This is a genomic window from Mycobacterium sp. PDNC021 (assembly GCF_048282635.1).
Taxonomy (GTDB): Bacteria; Actinomycetota; Actinomycetes; order Mycobacteriales; family Mycobacteriaceae; genus Mycobacterium; species Mycobacterium llatzerense.
Window position 1 is genome coordinate 1,781,399 of sequence record NZ_CP182502.1, and the last position, 17,698, is coordinate 1,799,096.

Sequence of the window (17,698 nt, forward strand, 5' to 3'; positions counted from 1 at the left end):
CACCCGGTGACCTCAGTGGACCTGCCGGTCCAGCCCCGCCCAGAACCGTTCGCGCAATTCGCGGCGCAGGATCTTTCCACTGGGGTTGCGGGGGATCGACTCGATGAATTCATAACGTGAGGGCACTTTGAACCGGGCGAGTCTGCGGCCGAGGAACTCGGATAACTCGTTGTCGGCGAGTAGAGACTCGGGTTTGGTGACGATGAACGCGTGGACGCGTTCGCCGCGCCGATCGTCCGGCACCCCTACCACCGCGCTGTCATGCACGTCAGGATGCGAATTGATGGCCTTCTCCACTTCGGCCGGATAGACGTTCTCTCCTGAGACGATGATGAGATCTTTAACGCGGTCGCGGATCACCAGGAATCCGTCATCGTCGACGTAACCCGCATCGCCCGTGCGTATCCAGCCGTCGACGATGGTGTTCGCGGTCTCCGCGGGATCGGCGAAGTACTCCAGCATCTGGGCCGGGCTGCGCAGGTACACCTCGCCGGAGACTCCACTGGGCAGGTCGTGTCCTTCGCTGTTCCGGATGGCCACATCCACCCCGGGATACGGCTTTCCTGCGGCATGCAGCCGGGCCTGGCCGGGCCGATGCTGATCGGGGGGAAGGCACACGGCGGTGTTTCCGGTCTCGGTCAGCCCGTAAATCTGGGCGAACTCGCAGCCGATGGTGTCGATCGCGCGTGCCAATAGGTCGGGACCGATCGGAGATCCGCCGTAGGCGATCTTGCGCAGCGTCGCCAGGTCGGACGCGGCGACTCCGGGGTCGGATAACAGCATCAGAATCATGGCGGGGACGAAGCAGGTGAGCGTCACACCGCTATCCCGGACCGCTGCGGCCGCTCCCTTCGCGGTAAAGCGGGGGATCACCACACTCGCGATGCCGCAATTGAGTGCCTGTGTGGCCCACCACATGCCGCCGATGTGGAAGGCGGGCAGGGCGATCAGGCTGATGTCGTCGGGCCGCCAGTCGAGCCAATCGAGTTCGGCGCGGTCCAGCAATTCGCGCACCGCGTTGAAGGCGCGATGGGCAAGCACAACACCTTTGGGTCGCCCGGTGGTGCCGCTGGTGTACATCTGGACGATCGCGGTGTTCCGGTCAACGGAGATGTCCGGTAGCGCCACCGCGCCGGCACTGTCCCGCCATTGTCCGAAATCGCCCATCTGGACGATGTTTTCGGCCGTCAGGTCGGGCCGGTCGGTAACCAGAACACGTGCCCCAGAGTGTTCGACGACGAAGTCGACCTCGTCGGCGGCCAACCGCCAGTTCACCGGAACCAGCACGGCCCCGATGCGGGCGCAGCCGTATAGCAACTCGTAGAGCGCGGGAGTGTCGGTGGCGACGTGAACCACCCGATCTCCCGTCCCGACTCCCGCGGCCACGAGCGCCCGGGCCACTGCCAGCGACCGCTGTGCAAGTTCGGCGAACGTGATGTGCTCGGCTGCGAAGATCAGCGCCACCCGACCGTCGTCGGTCGCTGCATTCTGGTCGAGCCTGGTGATGAGGTCGAATTGTCCTGATGTCACAGGGGTTTTGACGGCAGGTCGATCAGGGCGATCTCGATGTCGCCCAGCGCGCTACCGATTCCGTCGTCGGAGAACTCGACGCTGGTCTGCAGGGCGAGCAGCGGCCGCGATCGCTCGCGGAACTCGATATCCGTGATGGTCAGCCGCCCACGGTAGGCCCGTGAATTGATCGGCTGCCGGAATCGGGTAGCCATCTTGCTGATCAGCACCGACGGCAGCTGGCGCTCCCAGTAGTCGGTGAGATCCCAATTGGACAGTTCGGGGATCAGCCCGTCGCGTACCGAGGCGGCCAAGGTGTAGTAGATCAGCTGGTTGTAGGAGATGATGAATTCGACGGCGTTGAAATGGCCGGTTTCCTCGATGTAGCACGACTGCTGGAAACCGAGGTCACCCGAGCCGACGACGGTATCGCCTTGGCGCACAACCGTCGCATTCTTCAGGTAGATGGTGCCCTTGCTCGCGTAGGGCGACATGGTGCGATCGAGCAGAGCCACGTCATCGCAGAGATCTTCGACGGGCGCCATGGTCTGGGGCGATTGGTTCATGCGGCAGCCTCACTGCTCAAGGGATGTTCGTCGGTCAGAGTGATGCGGTAGGACTCGGTCGGCTCGTTGGTCGGGTTGTGCAGGGCGCGGTGGATCAGGGTTCGGTTGTCCCACAGCACCACGTCACCGGGCTCGTAGGTCTGTACGAAGATGTTGGGATGTGCGTAGGTGCTATCCAGCTGACCGGATTCGGTGAGCAAGTCGTCGAGTAGGGACGACGGCAGCGGGTTGCCGGCAGCGTCTTCGATACCGAAGGTGAATGCCTCTGACACATAGAGGATTCGTTCGCCGGTGACCGGGTGGGCCAGTACGGTTGGCCAGCGTTGCGGGGGCGTGACGCGCTCGATGTCGGCGAGCACGTCGCCGATCGGCCGATAGACATCCGAGGGCCGGATCTTGACGTACCGGCGGGCACTGTGGGTGCAGAAGGTCCCGGCGATCGCTTCTTTGAGCCGTGGGCTCAGCCGCTCGTAGGCGGTCGCCATGTTGACAAAACGGGTACCTCTGGTCGTCGAGGGCAGTAGCTGCGGGTAGAACACCGTGATGGCGAACGGCTCCGGCATGAATTGATAGTCGGCGTGCCAGAATCCGCCGGTTTTCGGGACGCCGATCTGGCCTTCATTTCGTTTCAAATTCGAAGAGACGAAGATCAATTCGTTCTCCGGGTGGTGATACATCGGCTCGTAGTACGGCACCGGGGTACCGAAGCGAAGGCCGAGTTCCACGAACGCCGCCGGCTTCAGTTCCTGCTCCTTGAGCACGACGACTTTGCACTGGTAGATGTGCCGTTGGACTCGTGTGATGTCGTCGCGGCTGGCCGACACCGGGTCGAAGCCGCGGACCTCAACCGCGGCCCCTGGGCCGGTACTGGTTGTGATGTGCATCAAGGAATCTCCACTACGGCAACAGGACTTCTCGTCTGCTGCCAAATCGTCACTGACGCAACCGGGTTCGTGGCAGGCGGGCGACTTGAGGTCGTCTGCTGCTCGAACGCCTCGCTGCGCGTTGAGTTGACAGGTTCGGTGGATTGGTCGCAGACAGCTCGGAAAAAGTTCCCGGCTCCGGCATGTATGTGATTGTGTGTGTCGCCAAGAGGCGAGGTCGTAGGCTGCTCTCGCGTCGGTACGCCCGGCCCGGTGCTTTCGGGGCCGGTTTCGTGCTGCTGCGGTTCGCCCGACGGCGCGTTCACGTCGAGGACGCAGCGGCAAGTGCCCCGATCGGCTCGGAAAGGTATGCCAGGTGAATGCTCCTGTCGACAACACCCTCGCTTACATCGATCAGGCGTCTTTTCTGGCGCTGCGGGCGTTGGGCCGTGGCCCGGTGATTCAGTACGTCTGGATCTACGAGCGCGGTGTCGATCTCGAGGGGCTGCGTCGCTTTCATCGTCACCTGCAGGACACCCTGCTCGGTCGGCTGATCGAGCGTTCGTCGCTGCCGTTCGGCAGGCATCGCTGGGTCGCATGCCGCAAACCCGACGATGTCGATATCGCTGCGTGCGAGCGCAGCAGGGACGAGGTCTGGGACTGGGTCGACGAGCGGTCGTTCGTGCCGGTGGACCCGGAACTGGGGCCGCCCTGGCATCTCGGGGTGCAGCCGCTGACCGGTGGTGGCGCCGCGGTGTCACTGGCGGTGTCGCACACGATCGCTGATGCGGTGGCCGGCATCATGTCGATCGCTGATGCCGCGGACGGCGTCAGACGCGAGTTCGGCTTTCCCGATGGTGTCCCACAGCGCCGGCGGCTGCGGCAGGACATGGCGCTGACCCTCCGGTCGGCCCGCGACATCCCGGCTGCGTTCTCCGCGGCGGCACGGATCGCTCGCGACCAACGGGATGATCTGTCCAGCTCGGTCAAGGCGGGTGGCTCGGCCCGGCTGCAGAGGTCTGGGGACCGAGCGGTGGTGGTGCCACGAATCTACGGCAGTATCAACGCATCTGAGTGGGTCGACCGGGCAAGGTCCCTCGGTGCCACCAGCAATGTCCTGTTCGCCGGATTTGCCAGTCGCGTCGGATATCGGCTCGGAAGACTCGATGACGCCGGCCGCGTATTGCTGTCCGTTCCGGTGAGCGACCGCGTCGAAGGCGATACTCGGGCCAATCCGTTGAGTGGCATCACGGTGCTGGCCGACCCGAACCAGGTCTGCGTCGATCTCACCGATCTACGCGCGGCCACAAAAGAGGCGCTTACCGAGTTGGGAGAGATTCGGGAGACCATGTTGGCGCCATTGGCATTGACCCCCTTCACTCCGAAACTGGTTGCCCGTCGCCTCGAGAATCTGGTCTTGCGAGTCGGGAAACCCGTGGGATGCAGCAACATCGGCGACATTCCGGAGGCGGTGAACCGGCCCGATGGCACCGACGCCGACTTCTTCGGGGTGCGTGGTGGTGAGGCCGGTGTCACCGCGAACACACTGACCAGGTTGGGCGGGCACCTGCTGATCTCGGCGGCATCGATGCGTGGCAAGGTCTGGTTCAGTGTCGCCTCGTGGGAACCGGACCGGCCGAACACCAGGGCCGCACTGGCGGAAGTGGTGTCGGCGGCCGTAGCTGATTTCGGCCTCTCGGCACACCTCGAGTAGGCCGCGCCGGCGCAGTTTCCACGGATGGGAACTCCGCGCGCGCATCGGCCGACCAATGCGATGTGAGTAGTGCGATGCCCCAGCCCGGCCATACCGGGACATGTCCGTGGCCCGGGTGAGGCGGCCTGAACCCGAACGTCTCTGGTGACGAAGCGACCGTCGGCGGCGTATTGGATCAGGCGCCTGGCACTACCGATCATCTTGTGCTGGATAACCGTGGTCGCTGTGGCCAACTCGGCGGTTCCGCAGCTCGAGGCTGTCGGAAAGGCGCGGTCGGTGTCGATGAGTCCGGCATCCGCGCCCTCGATGATCGCGATGAAGCGGATCGGGCTGGTGTTCGGCGAATACCGTTCCGACAGTTCAGCGATGATCGTGCTGGAGGGCCGGCAACCGCTGGGTGACGACGCGCATCATTACTACGAGTCGATCGTGCGCCAACTCGACTCCGACAAGAAGCATGTCGAACACGTCCAGGACCTCTGGGGTGACCCGCTGACGGCGGCGGGTGTGCAGAGCAACGACGGAAAGGCAGCCTATGCGCAGGTTTACCTGGTCGGTAACCAGGGCGAGGCGCGCGCGAACGAGTCCGTCGAGGCGGTCGACCGGATCGTGCAGGGCATCGGGGCCCCGGCCGGCGTAAATGCGTATGTGACCGGACCGGCGGCGTTGGCCGCCGGTGAGCAGGTTGCGGGTGACCACAGTGCACAGATCATCGAGCTGGCCACCTTCGCGGTGGTCGTCATGATGATGCTGCTGGTTTACCGATCCGTCGGTACCGCAGTGATCGTACTGGCGATGGTGATCGTCGAGTTGTCGGCTGCACGTGGGGCGGTGGCACTGCTTGCCCATTGCGGTTTGATCGGCCTCACCACATTTGTCACCAACTTGCTGGTCACTCTCGCGATCGCCGCCGGCACCGACTACGCGATCTTCCTGGTGGGCCGCTATCAGGAGGCGCGGACTGCCGGTGAGGATCGGGAATCGGCGTACTACACCATGTTTCGTGGTACTGCCCATGTGATCCTGGCTTCGGGATCGACGATTGCGGGCGCGACGCTGTGTCTGCATTTCACCCGATTGCCGTACTTTCAGACATTGGGCATCCCGCTGGCCACCGGCATGCTGGTCGCCGTGCTGGCTGCCCTGACGCTGGGGCCGGCCGTCGTCACCGTGGCGAGTCGTTGGGGGCGATTGGAGCCGAGGCGGGCCATGCGGATTCGTGGGTGGCGCAAGGTGGGCGCCGTCATCGTCCGATGGCCCGGGCCGGTCCTGGTGATGGCTGTCGGGGTGTCGCTGATCGGGTTACTGGCGGTGCCGGGATATCGCACCAGCTACAACGAACGTCGTTATCTGCCAGACGATTTGCCGGCAACTGCAGGCTATTCCGCCGCAGAGCGGCATTTCTCGGTGGCACGGCTGAACCCAGAGGTGCTGTTGGTCGAGAGTGACCACGATCTGCGGAACCCGGCTGACTTTCTGGTGATCGACAGGATCGCCAAACACGTGGTCCACGTGCCCGGAATCAGTCGAGTGCAGACCATCACCCGGCCGAATGGCACGCCACTGAAATTCAGCACACTGCCGGCGCAGCTGAGCCTGCAGAGCGCGCTGGCCTCGCTGTCCCGGAAATACTTGCAGGACCGGATATCGGAGATGCGAACGCAAGCCGACGACGTGCAACGCACCATCGACACCATGACGCGGATGCAGACGCTCATGGGCGCCATGAGCGCGACCACCCACAGCATGGTCGGAAAAACCGGCCAGATGTCTCGAGACATCGCCGAAATACAACACCGCATAGCCGATTTCGACGACTTTTTCCGGCCTGTCCGAAACTACCTCTACTGGGAGCCGCATTGTGTCGGCATCCCGGTGTGCTCATCTGCCCGCTCGGTCTTCGACGGTCTCGACACCACCGACGCCCTGGTCGACGACGTCGCCGAGCTCCTGCCCGACCTTCAGCGTCTGGACGGACTGCTGCCACAGCTGCAACGTCTGCTGACCCCGCAGATCGCAATGATGAAGGACGTCAAGTCCATGCTGTTGTCCATGTACGCCACTCAATACGGCCAGTTGCAACAGCAGGCGGCGACGGCGGACTCCCAGACCGCAATGGCGCGCGCGTTCAACGATTCCCACAACGACGACACTTTCTACCTGCCGCCCGAGACCTTCGACAACGCGGACTTCAAGCGGGGCATGAAGAATTTCGTTTCGCCGGACGGTCATGCGGTCCGATTCATCGTCACCCATGAAGGTGATCCGCTCAGCCCCGAGGGCATCACGCACATCGACGCGATCAAACAGGCTGCGGCAGAAGCGATCAAGGGCACTCCGCTGGCGGGTTCGGTCATCTACGTCAGCGGTACGGCGGCGATGTTCAAGGACATGCAGGAAGGGAACAACTACGACCTGGTGATCGCCGGAATCGGTGCGTTGAGCCTGATCTTCATCATCATGCTGATCATCACGCGCAGCGTCGTCGCCGCCGCGGTCATCATCGGCACGGTCGTGGTGTCACTGGGGGCGTCGTTCGGGCTGTCGGTGCTGTTGTGGCAGCATCTCATCGGGCTCGAGTTGCACTTCATGGTGATGGCGATGTCCCTGATCATCCTGCTCGCGGTCGGTGCGGACTACAACCTCTTGCTGGTGGCCCGGTTCAAGGAAGAGCTGCATGCCGGACTCGACACCGGCATCATCCGGGCGATGGGGGGTACCGGTTCCGTGGTCACATCGGCGGGCCTTGTCTTTGCCTTCACGATGATGTCGATGGCGGTCAGCGAGCTGACCGTGGTGGCGCAGATCGGCACCACGATCGGCCTGGGTCTGCTGTTCGACACCTTGGTGATCCGGTCATTCCTGACCCCATCGATCGCGGCGCTCCTCGGCCGGTGGTTCTGGTGGCCGCAATCGGTGCGGCCCCGGCCGGTGCGTGCGTCCTGGCCGGTGCCGGACCGTAAACGGTTGGTTACCAGCCAAATTCGATGAGCGTTACCGGGGCGCGGAAGCGGGCGAGGCTGGACAGCCGGTATGACAGCCGGTTGACCCACGGCAGCAACCGGCCACGGCCGGGCGGGTAGCGCAGCTCACGTACCGTCCGGACACCGGGAATCGACCGCACCTCGTCGTACTGATCGGCGGTGAACCAGAACGGCATGGGCGGTGACGTGTAGTCCTTGCTGAGCTTGAAGCCGCGCCGTTGCGAATGCGAGCTCACGAAACGGGGGATGCTGTCAAACACCAACTGGCCGTTGGGGAAATGCTTCGCACAGGTGGCGATCAGGGTGAACACACTGTCTTGATCCAAATATTGAAACAAGCCCTCGGCGGTGATCAGCACGCCGTTCTGTGCGTCCACCTCGTCCATCCAGGACGCCTCGAGCGCGGACTGGGCGCAGTGCCGAAGCCGCTCCGAGGCCGGCAGCAAGCGCTCGCGCAGTTGCATGATGGGTTCGAGATCGACTGACAGCCAGGTCAACTCGCCGTTGTCGAGCCGCCAGAAGCTCGTCTGCAGCCCCTCTGCCAAGGCGACCACCGTGGCCCGCGGATGTGCTCGGAGATAATCCTGGCTGACATTGTCGAACACCAGCGCCCGCAATGCGGTCGCTTGGTGGGTGCGCCCGAAATTCTCGTAGTCATAGTCGAGGGCGTCCCGTAGGGCGATGGCCATCGGGTCGTCGATGATGCCGTCGGCCCTCGCAGCCTCCGAGGCGCGCTGGTGCAAGGTGAGCAGAGCGGTTTCCGATACCCCGTCGAGGTGGCGGGCGTCGATTGCTGGCATGGCATCACCGTACGACCAATCACTGTCGTGATGTCACCCGCCTCGTGTGAGCCTCCCGCCCCGCTGGCTGAATAGCCCTTGCGTCGTGGTGATTTCGAGATGAACTGTTGCCACCGGAACTTTTCGGCGCCGCGGCCGACTACAAGACCAAGGGTGCGTGTCAGTCGCCGTCTGTACCCGTGCCGTCGCGCCCTCGACGGCGAGTCGGCGCATCGCACCATACGAGGAGAGATAGCCGTGACTGCGCCCATCTGGATGGCGTTACCGCCAGAGGTCCACTCGGCGTTGCTGAGTGCCGGCCCAGGCCCGGGTTCGTTGCTCGCCGCTGCTGCTCAGTGGCAACAGCTCAGCGCGCAATATCAGCAGGCTGCCGTCGAACTGACGGCCATCCTGGGCGACGTCCAGGCCGGCGCGTGGGATGGGCCAAGCGCGGTCGAGTATCTGGCCGCGCACGTGCCCTACCTCGCTTGGCTGGAACAGTCCGCGGCGAACAGCGCGCTCTCGGCCGCGCAGCACGAAACCGTTGCCGCTGCCTACAGCATTGCCCTGGCGGCCATGCCGTCACTGGCGGAACTGGCGGCCAACCACGCCGTCAACGGCGTGTTGATTGCCACCAATTTCTTCGGTGTCAACACCATTCCCATCGCACTCAACGAAGCGGACTACGTCCGGATGTGGGTGCAGGCGGCCGAGACGATGACCGGCTACCAGGCTGTTTCGCAAACCGCACTGGCGGCGGTTCCGGTGGCCCAGCCGGCGCCGGATATCCTCAAGGCCGACGTCCAGCCGCAGGGCCTGCTGTTGAATCCGCCGACCTCGCCCGGCGAACTACTCAGTGACATCGCGACGTTCATCCAGCAACTGGGCACAACGGGTCAGATCGAGCAACTGCTCGAGGACTTTCAGTACTTCTTCCAACAACTGGGATTCAGCCCTGCTACGGCTGCGGTGCTCGCCTTCGTGGCGCTCTGGCTGTACGACGTGCTCTGGTATCCCTACTACGCTTCGTATCTGCTGCTCTTGGCTCCCTTCTTCGCGCCGGCACTGAGCGCGCTCGGTGCACTCGCGTTGTTGAACAAGATTCCCTTGGCCACAATGGCTCCGGTTCCCGATCCGGTTCAGCCGGTGCCCGGAACACACACCGCGCCCAAGACAGATCCGGCCATTGTCCCGGCCCCGCCGATCTCGGTGGCCGGCAGCGCGCCCGGCTCCAGTCCAGCACCGCAAGCCGCATCGTCGGCTCCGCCGGCCGCGGGTGCAGCGCCCGTCGTCAGTTACGCCGTTCTCGGCCCGGAACCACCTGCGGTGGAGGCGGGGCCGAAATTCGATGCGGAAACACCTGATTCCGCAGTCAATCCGGTGGCGGCGGCGGCCGCGGCCCGCGCTGTGATCGGCGCCGGACGTCGTGCCCGGCGTGCGCGCGGCGCCCGAAGCCGTGGGCACGGCTACCGGTTTGAGTATCTGGACATGGATGGTGCGGCCGGTGAAGCTTCGCCGCAGCACAGTGCGGGCGTCTCGGCGGGCGGTCAAGGGGCCGGGCCCATCGGCTTTTCCGGCGCTCGGTCGGCATCTGGAGTCGCGCCTGCAGGCCTGGTTGAACGATCGCCGGCGGGCATGAACGCACCGGTTCCGCTGCTGCCGAACACGTGGAACTCCGACGGCGGGGCTACCGAAGAGTAGCGGTTTGATCGTCGGGAACCGGGAACTTTTTCGTGCTCCGGCCCGACTGGTGTTGTGGAGCGCGAAGTGTTTCTACCAAGTGCTGCAACGCTTCTGCGGATCAACTGAATGACGATGTCAATGAAAGAGGCGAGTCGATGACTCTCAATGTCAAGGGCGTGGGGCTCGGGGCACAAGTGACCGGGATCGACCCGGACAACCTGGCCGATATCTCCACCGACGAGCTTCGCCGGATCGTCTACGAGAACAAACTGGTCATCCTCAAGGATGTCAGCCCGTCGCCTGAGCAGTTCATCGAACTCGGCAGAATTCTCGGGGAGATCGTCACCTACTACGAGCCGGTCTACCACCACAAGGATCACCCGGAGATCTTCGTGTCCTCTACCGAAGAGGGACAGGGCGTGCCCCGGACCGGTGCTTTCTGGCACATCGACTACATGTTCATGCCCGAGCCGTTTGCGTTCTCCATGGTGATGCCACTGGCGGTACCGGGCACTGACCGCGGGACCTACTTCATCGACCTCAACACGGTCTGGGAGTCACTTCCGGCAGCCCGGCAGGACTCGGTGCGCGGCACGTTCAGCACCCATGATCCGCGGCGGCACATCAAGATTCGGCCCGGTGATGTGTACAAGCCGATCGGCGAGGTGTGGGACGAGATCAACCGCACCACGCCACCGGTCAAGTGGCCGACCGTGATCAGGCACCCGTACACCGACGAAGAGATCCTCTACATCTGCTCGACGGGAACCAGTCAGATCGAGGACGCCGACGGCAACCTGCTCGAGCCGGGCGTGCTGCAGGCGCTGTTGTCGGACTCCGGCCAGCTCGATCCCGATTTCGCCTCACCGTTCATCCACACCCAACACTACGAGGTGGGCGACATCATCCTGTGGGACAACCGGGTTCTGATGCACCGCGCCAAGCACGGCACCACTTCTGGCACCTTGACCACGTACCGCCTGACCATGTTGGACGGTCTGACCACCCCGGGACACGCCGCATGAGCACCATTGACCTGACGTCGAATGTCATGGCGGATCCGGCGGTCGAGGAAACCTCTCCCATCGCCGAGGATCTCCTTGCCCGGGTCTTGGAGCCGTACTCCTACAAGGGATGTCGCTATCTGATCGACGCGCAGTATCGAGCGACCGACGACTCGATGCTGGCGGTCGGTAACTTCAGCATTCCCGAGCCGGTCTACATCCGCAGCACCGGACATTTCAATGCGGTCGAATTGGTGCTCTGTTTCAACCAACTCGCCTACAGCGCCTTCGCGCCCGCAGTCGAGCGCGGCGAGGTGGCGGGGATGCGTGGTTGGTCCCTCGAGCAGTACTTCGAACATCAGCTGCCCAGCATGCTGATCCGGAATACGTCTTCGCGATACAAGCGGCCGATCAATGCGCAGAAATTCTCCGCGCGGTTGGTGTGCAAGGATCTCGAGATCGTCGAGCGCACCTGGCGGTACCTGAAAGTGCCCTGTGCCATCGAATATTACGACGAAGACGGCGGATCGGCGTTCGGCGAGTTCGAACTCGCGGTGCTCAATATTCCATGACGCACCGACAGGGGGAGTAACCAGTAATGTCTGACCAGCCAGCCACCGTGCTCGCGCGCATCGTCGCACAGGCCGGCGAGCGACCCGAGGCAATTGCGTTGCGGCGCTGCGATGGAACCAGCGCGGTCCGATATCGGCAGCTGATCACCGAGGTGCGCCGCCTTGCCGCCGACCTCGGCGCACACGGGGTGGCGCGGGGCACCCGGGTGTTGGTGGTTTCGGACAATGGTCCCGAGACCTATATCTCGGTGTTGGCCTGCGCCGAACTGGGGGCCATCGCGGTGATGGTCGACCGAAACATGCCGGCCGCCACCGTCGATCGATTCGGTCAGGTCACCGAACCCGGCGCGGTGCTGCTGCCGCCGGGTATCGAATCATCGACGCTGCCCGACTCGTTGCAGCAGGTTCCGATGCTCGCGGTGGAAATCAGTTCCGAGACAACGGACTCGGCCGAGACCGAATCGTCGGAAGTCCGGTCCGAGCTCGGGGCCGAGGACCCGCTGGCGATGATCTTCACCAGCGGCACCACGGGCGAGCCGAAGGCCGTGCTCCTGCCCAACCGCACCTTCTTCGCCGTGGCGGACATTCTGGCGCGCGAGAACTTGAACTGGATCAGTTGGGTGGCAGGCGAATCCACCTACTCGCCACTGCCGGCCACCCACATCGGCGGACTGTGGTGGATCCTGAATTGCTTGATGCACGGCAGCGAATGTGTCACCGGGGGAGAGAACTCGACGTCGCTGATCGAGATACTGACGGCGAACCAGATCGCCTCGACCTGCCTGGTGCCCACGCTGCTGACGCGACTGGTCACCGAGGTGAAGGCCGGTGCGGCGCTACCGCCGCTGCGGATGGTCGGCTACGGCGGATCACGCGCCATCGCCGCCGACGTGCAATTCGTCGAGGCTGCCGGAATTCACACCGCGCAGGTCTTCGGACTGAGCGAAACCGGCTGTACGGCACTGTGTCTGCCGACCGCGGAGGGATCGATCGCCAGGATCGAGGCGGGCGCGGTCGGCCGGCCCTACCCGGGGGTCGAGGTTCATCTGTCCGACGGTGACGGCCGCACGCCGCCGACGGCCGGGGTAGCGTCCGCTGCCGCCGGCACGTTGTGGATCAAATCACCGGCAAACATGTTGGGGTACTGGAAAAATCCAGAACGGACCGCAGAGGTTCTGGTCGACGGGTGGGTGAACACCGGCGATCTGTTCGAACGTCACGACGACGGCTTCTTCTACATCAGGGGCCGGTCGTCGGAGATGATCATCTCCGGCGGTGTGAACGTCGCTCCCGATGAGGTCGACCGGATCGCCGAGAGTGTTCCGGGCGTGGGCGCCGCAGCCTGTTACGAGATACCCGACGACGAGTTCGGTGCGCTCATCGGGCTGGCGGTGGTGCCGGCGGCAGAGCTCGACGAGACCGAGTTGGGAGAGCTCAAGCGCGCGATCGCGGCTCGCTACCGTTCCGAGTCGGAATCGATGGCGCGGCCCTCGTCGATCGTCATTGTGTCCGAGATTCCGAGGACGCAGTCCGGCAAGGTTATTCGTGCCTCCTTGGCTGCCGCGGTTCATGGCTGAGGGATTCCGCGCGCGCGTGCTGGCGGCGGTTTCGGACGTGCTCTACATCGACGAATCCGATTTGTTCGACGGGGATGCCACCGATCTGCGTGAACTCGGGCTCGATTCGGTTCGGTTCGTGTTGTTGATGAAACAGCTGGGGGTCGACCGGGAATCGGACCTGCCGTCGCGGCTGGCGGAAGATCTGTCGATCGCCGGCTGGGTTCGGGTATTGGAATGTCCCTTGTGACAACGACTGACGACGGTCGTGTCGATCGACTTCTGTTGAGCACCTCGCAGCAGAACATCTACCACGGCGTCCTGCAGGAGCCCGATCCGGCTTTGTACCTGATCGGCAAGAGCTACCGGTTCCGCCCGATGGCGCTGTCGGCATTCCTGCCTGCGCTGAGGGCGACGATCCTGGGTAACCCCATCCAGTTGTGCGTACTGGCACCGGCGGAAGCATGGGACGGCTACCCCGCGCTGGTGCCCCGGCTGCAGTGTGACGACGTCATTCACATCCAGGAGTCCGGCGGCGAAGAACCGCAACGTCTCGAGGACACCTGGTCGGCAGGAATTCTGTCCACCCCATTGGTGCGTTACACCGTGCACACGGACATCGACATGCGAGTGGTGGGCATGGATGTGCACACGCACCACCTCCTGTTGGACGGCGGGGCGACGGCGATCATCGAGGCCGGGCTGGCGCGGCACTTGGAAAGCACCGGCGAAGAATCTTCTGCGGCAATCAATGTGGATGATCTGGAGCGGGCCCACCGCTACGAGCGGGTGAAGGCCGAACAGTCAACCGAGCGCTTCGGCGCGGCGGTGCAGGCCGAACTCGCCGAGGAGGTGCAGTGCGGCGCTACCGCAGGCAGCGCCGGTGATGCGATACCGGGCACGGCGGGCCGCGGCGTGCTGCAGGAATCGCTGCGGGTGGACGGTGAGGCCTACGACATCATCGTCGCTCTCGCCGAGGCCCGGCAGGTGCCACTCAACGTCCTGGTGTCCGCCGCCGCGGTGGCGGTACACGCCAGTATGCGCCAGAGCACCCAGACCCTGCTCGTACACCCGGTCGACAACCGATTCGGCGAACCGGATCTGAATGTCGCGACATGCCTGGTCAATTCGGTTGTTCAACCGGTGCGGTTCCCGGCGTTCGCCTCGGTGGCCGACGTGGTTGCCGCGCTGGACCGCGGCTACGTCAAAGCCGTGCGGCGCCGCTGGTTTCGTGAAGAGCGTTATCGCCGAATGTATCTGGCGATCAATCGGAGCCTGCCCGTCGAGGCGCTGACGGTGAACTTCATGCGCGGCCGGTGTGCGGTCGAGTTGGGCCCGTATCTGTCCGAACCGGCGGTGGTGACCGATATCGGCCCGGTCGAGGGAATGACCGTGGCGTGTGTCCATGACGAAGATCAACACACGCTCGACTTCGCGATCTGGAATCGAATCGACGCGGCTGGGTCCACCGCCCGGTCCGGAGCTGCCGAGCGCATTGTCGCGGCGCTCACGTCGATGGCCACGCACTGGGATGATCCGATCGCGCTGACCGTCGGCGACTGGTTCGGGCTGGCGGCCGATGGGAGTCTGCGGGCCGCGGACGCGGTGCCTCGGCCCGAACCCGTTGCGGCACAGGCCTGGTTCTTGGATGCGGCCGTGGACCAGCGGCAATGCCGGGGCCCCGGCGTCGATCGCTGGGTGGCCGAGATCGTCCGGGTGGGCGCAGCGCCGGGTGACGTGCTGGTGTTCGCCGACGACGAATCCCAGTGTGCGATCGAGTTGTTGGTCGCGTGCCATCTGGCGGGCTGTGGCTACAGCGTCTGTGCGACGGTGGATGAAGTGGGCGCGCGGGCCGACACCATCGGCGCACAGGGCGACACGGCGGCGTACGTCATCGACGTCGCCGCGACGTTGCCCGAGCTGGACGAGCGGCTGCGGGCGCTCGTCGAAGAGCGGATCGAGCACGTCACCCGGGACAACCAACTGGCCACCAGGCCGGCATACGTGATGCCGACATCCGGTTCGACGGGCGAACCCAAACTGGTGCCGGTGACCCACGGCTCGTTGGCGGCCTTCTGTGCCGCGGCCCGCACGGCGTACGGCTGGGGGCCGGCAGACACCGTTCTGCAATGCGCCCCCCTGACCTCGGACATCAGTGTGGAAGAGGTATTCGTCTCGGTCAGCAGCGGGGCCAGGGTGGTGCGGTCCGCTGCGATGCGCACAGGCGACCTGCAGGCACTGGCACGCGATGTGGCGGCCAGTATCGCGACCGTCCTCGACCTGCCGACCGCGATCTGGCACCTGTTGTGCGACGACAGCGCCGCGCTGGCCGCGCTGAGTGGATCAGCGCTGCGTCAGGTTGTCGTCGGAGGGGAAGCGATTCGCGCCACCGCCGTCGCCAAGTGGCTGGATTCTCCTGCTGTCCAAGGGATATCGCTCATCTCGACGTACGGCCCGACCGAGACGACGGTGGTCGTCACGTACCTGCCGGTCGGCGCCGTCGCCCGGAGCCTGGCGCCGCGGACCACGGCCCGGCTGGGGCGCCCACTGGTGCCGGGCTCGGTGTTCGTCGGTTTCGGTGAAGTCGTCGTCGTCGGCGAGTTGGTCTCGGCGGGGTATGTCGGCATGCACAACCCCAGTTTCGGGACGGTGTACGACGTTGGGGGCCAAGGGCATCGGGCATTCGTCACCGCCGACCGCGTCACCCGCGATGTTGACGGTTTCCCCGTGTTCGCCGGCCGGCGCGACGCGGTGGTCAAGATCGCGGGCAAGCGCGTGGACACCGCCGACCTGATGCGCCGGATTTCGTCGGACCCGGATGTGACCGATCTCGCCGTTGAGCCTGCCGGAGCCGGGCTGGGCATCTGGTTCCAGACTGCGCTGACCCGCGCCGCCGCCGACGACCCCGTCGTGCGCACACGAATCCGTGCCATCGCAAGATCCCTGGAAGTGCCGTCGTTCGCGGTGGACGGTGTGCCGGCCATTCCGCGCAAGGCGAGCGGCAAAGTTGATCGCGCGAAATTGATTGCGAACAAACAGCTGTCGCCGGATCGGGGTGATTGCGACCGGGCCGCGAGCCTCGCTGACATCTGGGGTGGACTGCTGGGCCGGTCGATCGGGCCGGGGTCGTCGCTGCTCGACGAGGGCATCGGTTCGCTGGAACTCATCCGGATCCTGCCGGCGACCCGGGAATTCCTGAATTGGCAGCTGTCGGTCCTCGACCTGATCAGTGCCGACACCGCCGCCAACGTGGTCGAACACCGGCCGGCCGGCGACACCTGGATGGATGGGACCACCGCCGCCGAGATCGCCGACGATTTCGTGGCACTGACGCGGCCGGATCGTGGCGCCGCGCCGGGCGCCCGTCGACTTCCGATCGGTAGTGGTGCCCAGCCGATCGTGATCCTCGGTGCGTCGGGCATTGTGGCTACGGGGATGGCGCGGGCCATCGCGGACCTCACCCGACAGGGTCGGCGGCGTCCAGACGTGGTCTTCGCGACGAGATCACCGGTGCCGCAACATGGTCCATGGACCGATCTCAGCTCACTCGCGGGTGTACAGGTCGTTCGCTTGCCCGGCGGGTTCGGCGCCGCCGACCTCGGCGCCCTGCTACAGGGCGTCGGTGCCGGCACGGTGGTGAACTGCATCGGCAACACCAACGTACTGGTGCCGTACCGCGAACTTCGCACTGCGAATGTCGATGCGGTGTCGCACATCACCGAGGCGTGTGTGCGACATGGCGCCCGCTTGGTCCACCTGTCGACCTTCGTGGTGAATGCCGACGTGACGGCAGGGCAGGTGACCGACCCACGCTTCGCTCCCTACCCATATGCCGCGTCGAAGTCGTTGGCGGAGTTGGCTGTTGGGCACACCCCGGACGAATTGGATTTCACCGTGGTGCGGCTGCCCCGAGTGCTCGGTGACGTTCGTCAACTCGAGCGATCCTCCGACATCCTGGTGTCGATTCTCGACGCCTGCACGGCCCTGGGGCTGTGTCCGATCGTGCCGTTGGTCGAAGAGGTCACCACCAGCGTGGCCGCCGCACACGGCATCCTCGGGCTGCTACCCGCGCTCTCTCCGGCGGTGGAGTTGGGTCGCGGCATGACGGTGTTGCGCGGTGAAAAGGTGCACTACACAGAATTTCTCGGCAGCTTCGGGTTCGATGCGATCGACCCCGTCGAGTGGAAAGACCGGCTGGACCGGAGCGCGTGGGCGCAGCGGAATCCGTCGCGATGGGCGGTGATCGACGCGTGGATCGGATTGGGCGCGCGGCTGCGGGGCCGCACCTACGCCGAGTATCTGGCGGAGTATCCGACCGTCGACATCGACTTCGAGTCCCTTACCGAGACGGTGAGCACGCCGGCGCCCCTTCGTGGCGTCCTGGCGCCCGACGCAGTGGCGGTCGGGAACTGAACGCGACCTGCCGACGACTGGTTACCAGGGGCGTAGTCCGCTCCGGATTGTGAGG

Annotated in this window: 12 protein-coding genes; 8 read left to right on the plus strand and 4 right to left on the minus strand. The window is 64.8% G+C overall.

Annotation, left to right across the window (positions count from 1 at the left end; all coding sequences use genetic code 11):
* Window positions 1-12 precede the first annotated feature (12 nt).
* Genes ACNO8X_RS08295 through ACNO8X_RS08305 form a run of 3 tightly spaced genes read right to left on the minus strand, consistent with a single transcriptional unit; the run spans window position 13 to window position 2,959 of the window.
* A complete protein-coding gene (locus ACNO8X_RS08295; RefSeq protein ID WP_418004907.1) occupies window positions 13-1,530 on the minus strand; it encodes an AMP-binding protein in 1,518 nt (505 codons plus the stop codon).
* The gene (locus ACNO8X_RS08300) at window positions 1,527-2,075 is read right to left on the minus strand and encodes an FcoT family thioesterase (protein ID WP_418004908.1); all 549 of its coding nucleotides are present in this window, start codon (window positions 2,073-2,075) and stop codon (window positions 1,527-1,529) included. Before ACNO8X_RS08300 ends, ACNO8X_RS08295 begins: the two co-directional genes overlap by 4 nt.
* Complete coding sequence (locus ACNO8X_RS08305) at window positions 2,072-2,959, minus strand: TauD/TfdA dioxygenase family protein (protein WP_418004909.1); 888 nt, start codon at window positions 2,957-2,959, stop codon at window positions 2,072-2,074. Before ACNO8X_RS08305 ends, ACNO8X_RS08300 begins: the two co-directional genes overlap by 4 nt.
* Before the next feature lie 355 nt (window positions 2,960-3,314).
* Between ACNO8X_RS08305 and ACNO8X_RS08310 the strand changes: the two genes are divergently transcribed.
* Both ACNO8X_RS08310 and ACNO8X_RS08315 read left to right on the plus strand, forming a co-directional pair.
* Entirely contained in the window at window positions 3,315-4,652 is a 1,338-nt protein-coding gene (locus ACNO8X_RS08310) for a hypothetical protein (protein ID WP_418004910.1), read from the plus strand.
* Between the two features lie 141 nt (window positions 4,653-4,793).
* The gene (locus ACNO8X_RS08315; RefSeq protein WP_418005822.1) at window positions 4,794-7,643 is read left to right on the plus strand and encodes an RND family transporter; all 2,850 of its coding nucleotides are present in this window, start codon (window positions 4,794-4,796) and stop codon (window positions 7,641-7,643) included.
* Here ACNO8X_RS08315 and ACNO8X_RS08320 read toward each other — a convergent pair.
* Window positions 7,624-8,436 carry a class I SAM-dependent methyltransferase gene (locus ACNO8X_RS08320; RefSeq protein WP_418004911.1) on the minus strand — a complete coding sequence of 271 codons (813 nt, stop codon included), beginning with the start codon at window positions 8,434-8,436 and terminating at the stop codon, window positions 7,624-7,626. The two genes, ACNO8X_RS08315 and ACNO8X_RS08320, sit on opposite strands and share 20 nt — an antisense overlap.
* 255 nt (window positions 8,437-8,691) lie before the next feature.
* On the opposite strand from ACNO8X_RS08320, the gene ACNO8X_RS08325 reads away from it, so the two are divergent.
* From ACNO8X_RS08325 to ACNO8X_RS08350, 6 genes are all read left to right on the plus strand, one after another.
* Entirely contained in the window at window positions 8,692-10,116 is a 1,425-nt protein-coding gene (locus ACNO8X_RS08325) for a PPE domain-containing protein (protein WP_418005823.1), read from the plus strand.
* Window positions 10,117-10,253: 137 nt separating this feature from the next.
* Window positions 10,254-11,123, plus strand: coding sequence for a TauD/TfdA dioxygenase family protein (locus tag ACNO8X_RS08330; RefSeq protein WP_418004912.1), 870 nt, complete (start codon window positions 10,254-10,256; stop codon window positions 11,121-11,123).
* The gene (locus ACNO8X_RS08335) at window positions 11,120-11,674 is read left to right on the plus strand and encodes an FcoT family thioesterase (protein WP_418004913.1); all 555 of its coding nucleotides are present in this window, start codon (window positions 11,120-11,122) and stop codon (window positions 11,672-11,674) included. Before ACNO8X_RS08330 ends, ACNO8X_RS08335 begins: the two co-directional genes overlap by 4 nt.
* Window positions 11,675-11,700: 26 nt before the next feature.
* Window positions 11,701-13,251 (plus strand): fatty acid--CoA ligase FadD10, encoded by a 1,551-nt coding sequence (gene fadD10, locus ACNO8X_RS08340; RefSeq protein ID WP_418004914.1) that lies wholly within the window; start codon window positions 11,701-11,703, stop codon window positions 13,249-13,251.
* Window positions 13,244-13,480: an acyl carrier protein gene (locus tag ACNO8X_RS08345; RefSeq protein WP_418004915.1), complete on the plus strand. Its 237-nt coding sequence runs from the start codon at window positions 13,244-13,246 to the stop codon at window positions 13,478-13,480. Before fadD10 ends, ACNO8X_RS08345 begins: the two co-directional genes overlap by 8 nt.
* Entirely contained in the window at window positions 13,477-17,643 is a 4,167-nt protein-coding gene (locus ACNO8X_RS08350; protein ID WP_418004916.1) for an AMP-binding protein, read from the plus strand. Before ACNO8X_RS08345 ends, ACNO8X_RS08350 begins: the two co-directional genes overlap by 4 nt.
* Window positions 17,644-17,698 lie beyond the last annotated feature (55 nt).

Excerpts from the sequence above, each read along its gene's own strand:
- ACNO8X_RS08305 (WP_418004909.1), bottom strand. The coding sequence starts at position 2,959 with ATGCACATCACAACCAGTACCGGCCCAGGGGCCGCGGTTGAGGTCCGC.
- ACNO8X_RS08345 (WP_418004915.1), top strand. The coding sequence starts at position 13,244 with ATGGCTGAGGGATTCCGCGCGCGCGTGCTGGCGGCGGTTTCGGACGTG.
- ACNO8X_RS08330 (WP_418004912.1), top strand. The coding sequence starts at position 10,254 with ATGACTCTCAATGTCAAGGGCGTGGGGCTCGGGGCACAAGTGACCGGG.
- ACNO8X_RS08335 (WP_418004913.1), top strand. The coding sequence starts at position 11,120 with ATGAGCACCATTGACCTGACGTCGAATGTCATGGCGGATCCGGCGGTC.
- fadD10 (WP_418004914.1), top strand. The coding sequence starts at position 11,701 with ATGTCTGACCAGCCAGCCACCGTGCTCGCGCGCATCGTCGCACAGGCC.
- ACNO8X_RS08320 (WP_418004911.1), bottom strand. The coding sequence starts at position 8,436 with ATGCCAGCAATCGACGCCCGCCACCTCGACGGGGTATCGGAAACCGCT.
- ACNO8X_RS08325 (WP_418005823.1), top strand. The coding sequence starts at position 8,692 with ATGGCGTTACCGCCAGAGGTCCACTCGGCGTTGCTGAGTGCCGGCCCA.
- ACNO8X_RS08300 (WP_418004908.1), bottom strand. The coding sequence starts at position 2,075 with ATGAACCAATCGCCCCAGACCATGGCGCCCGTCGAAGATCTCTGCGAT.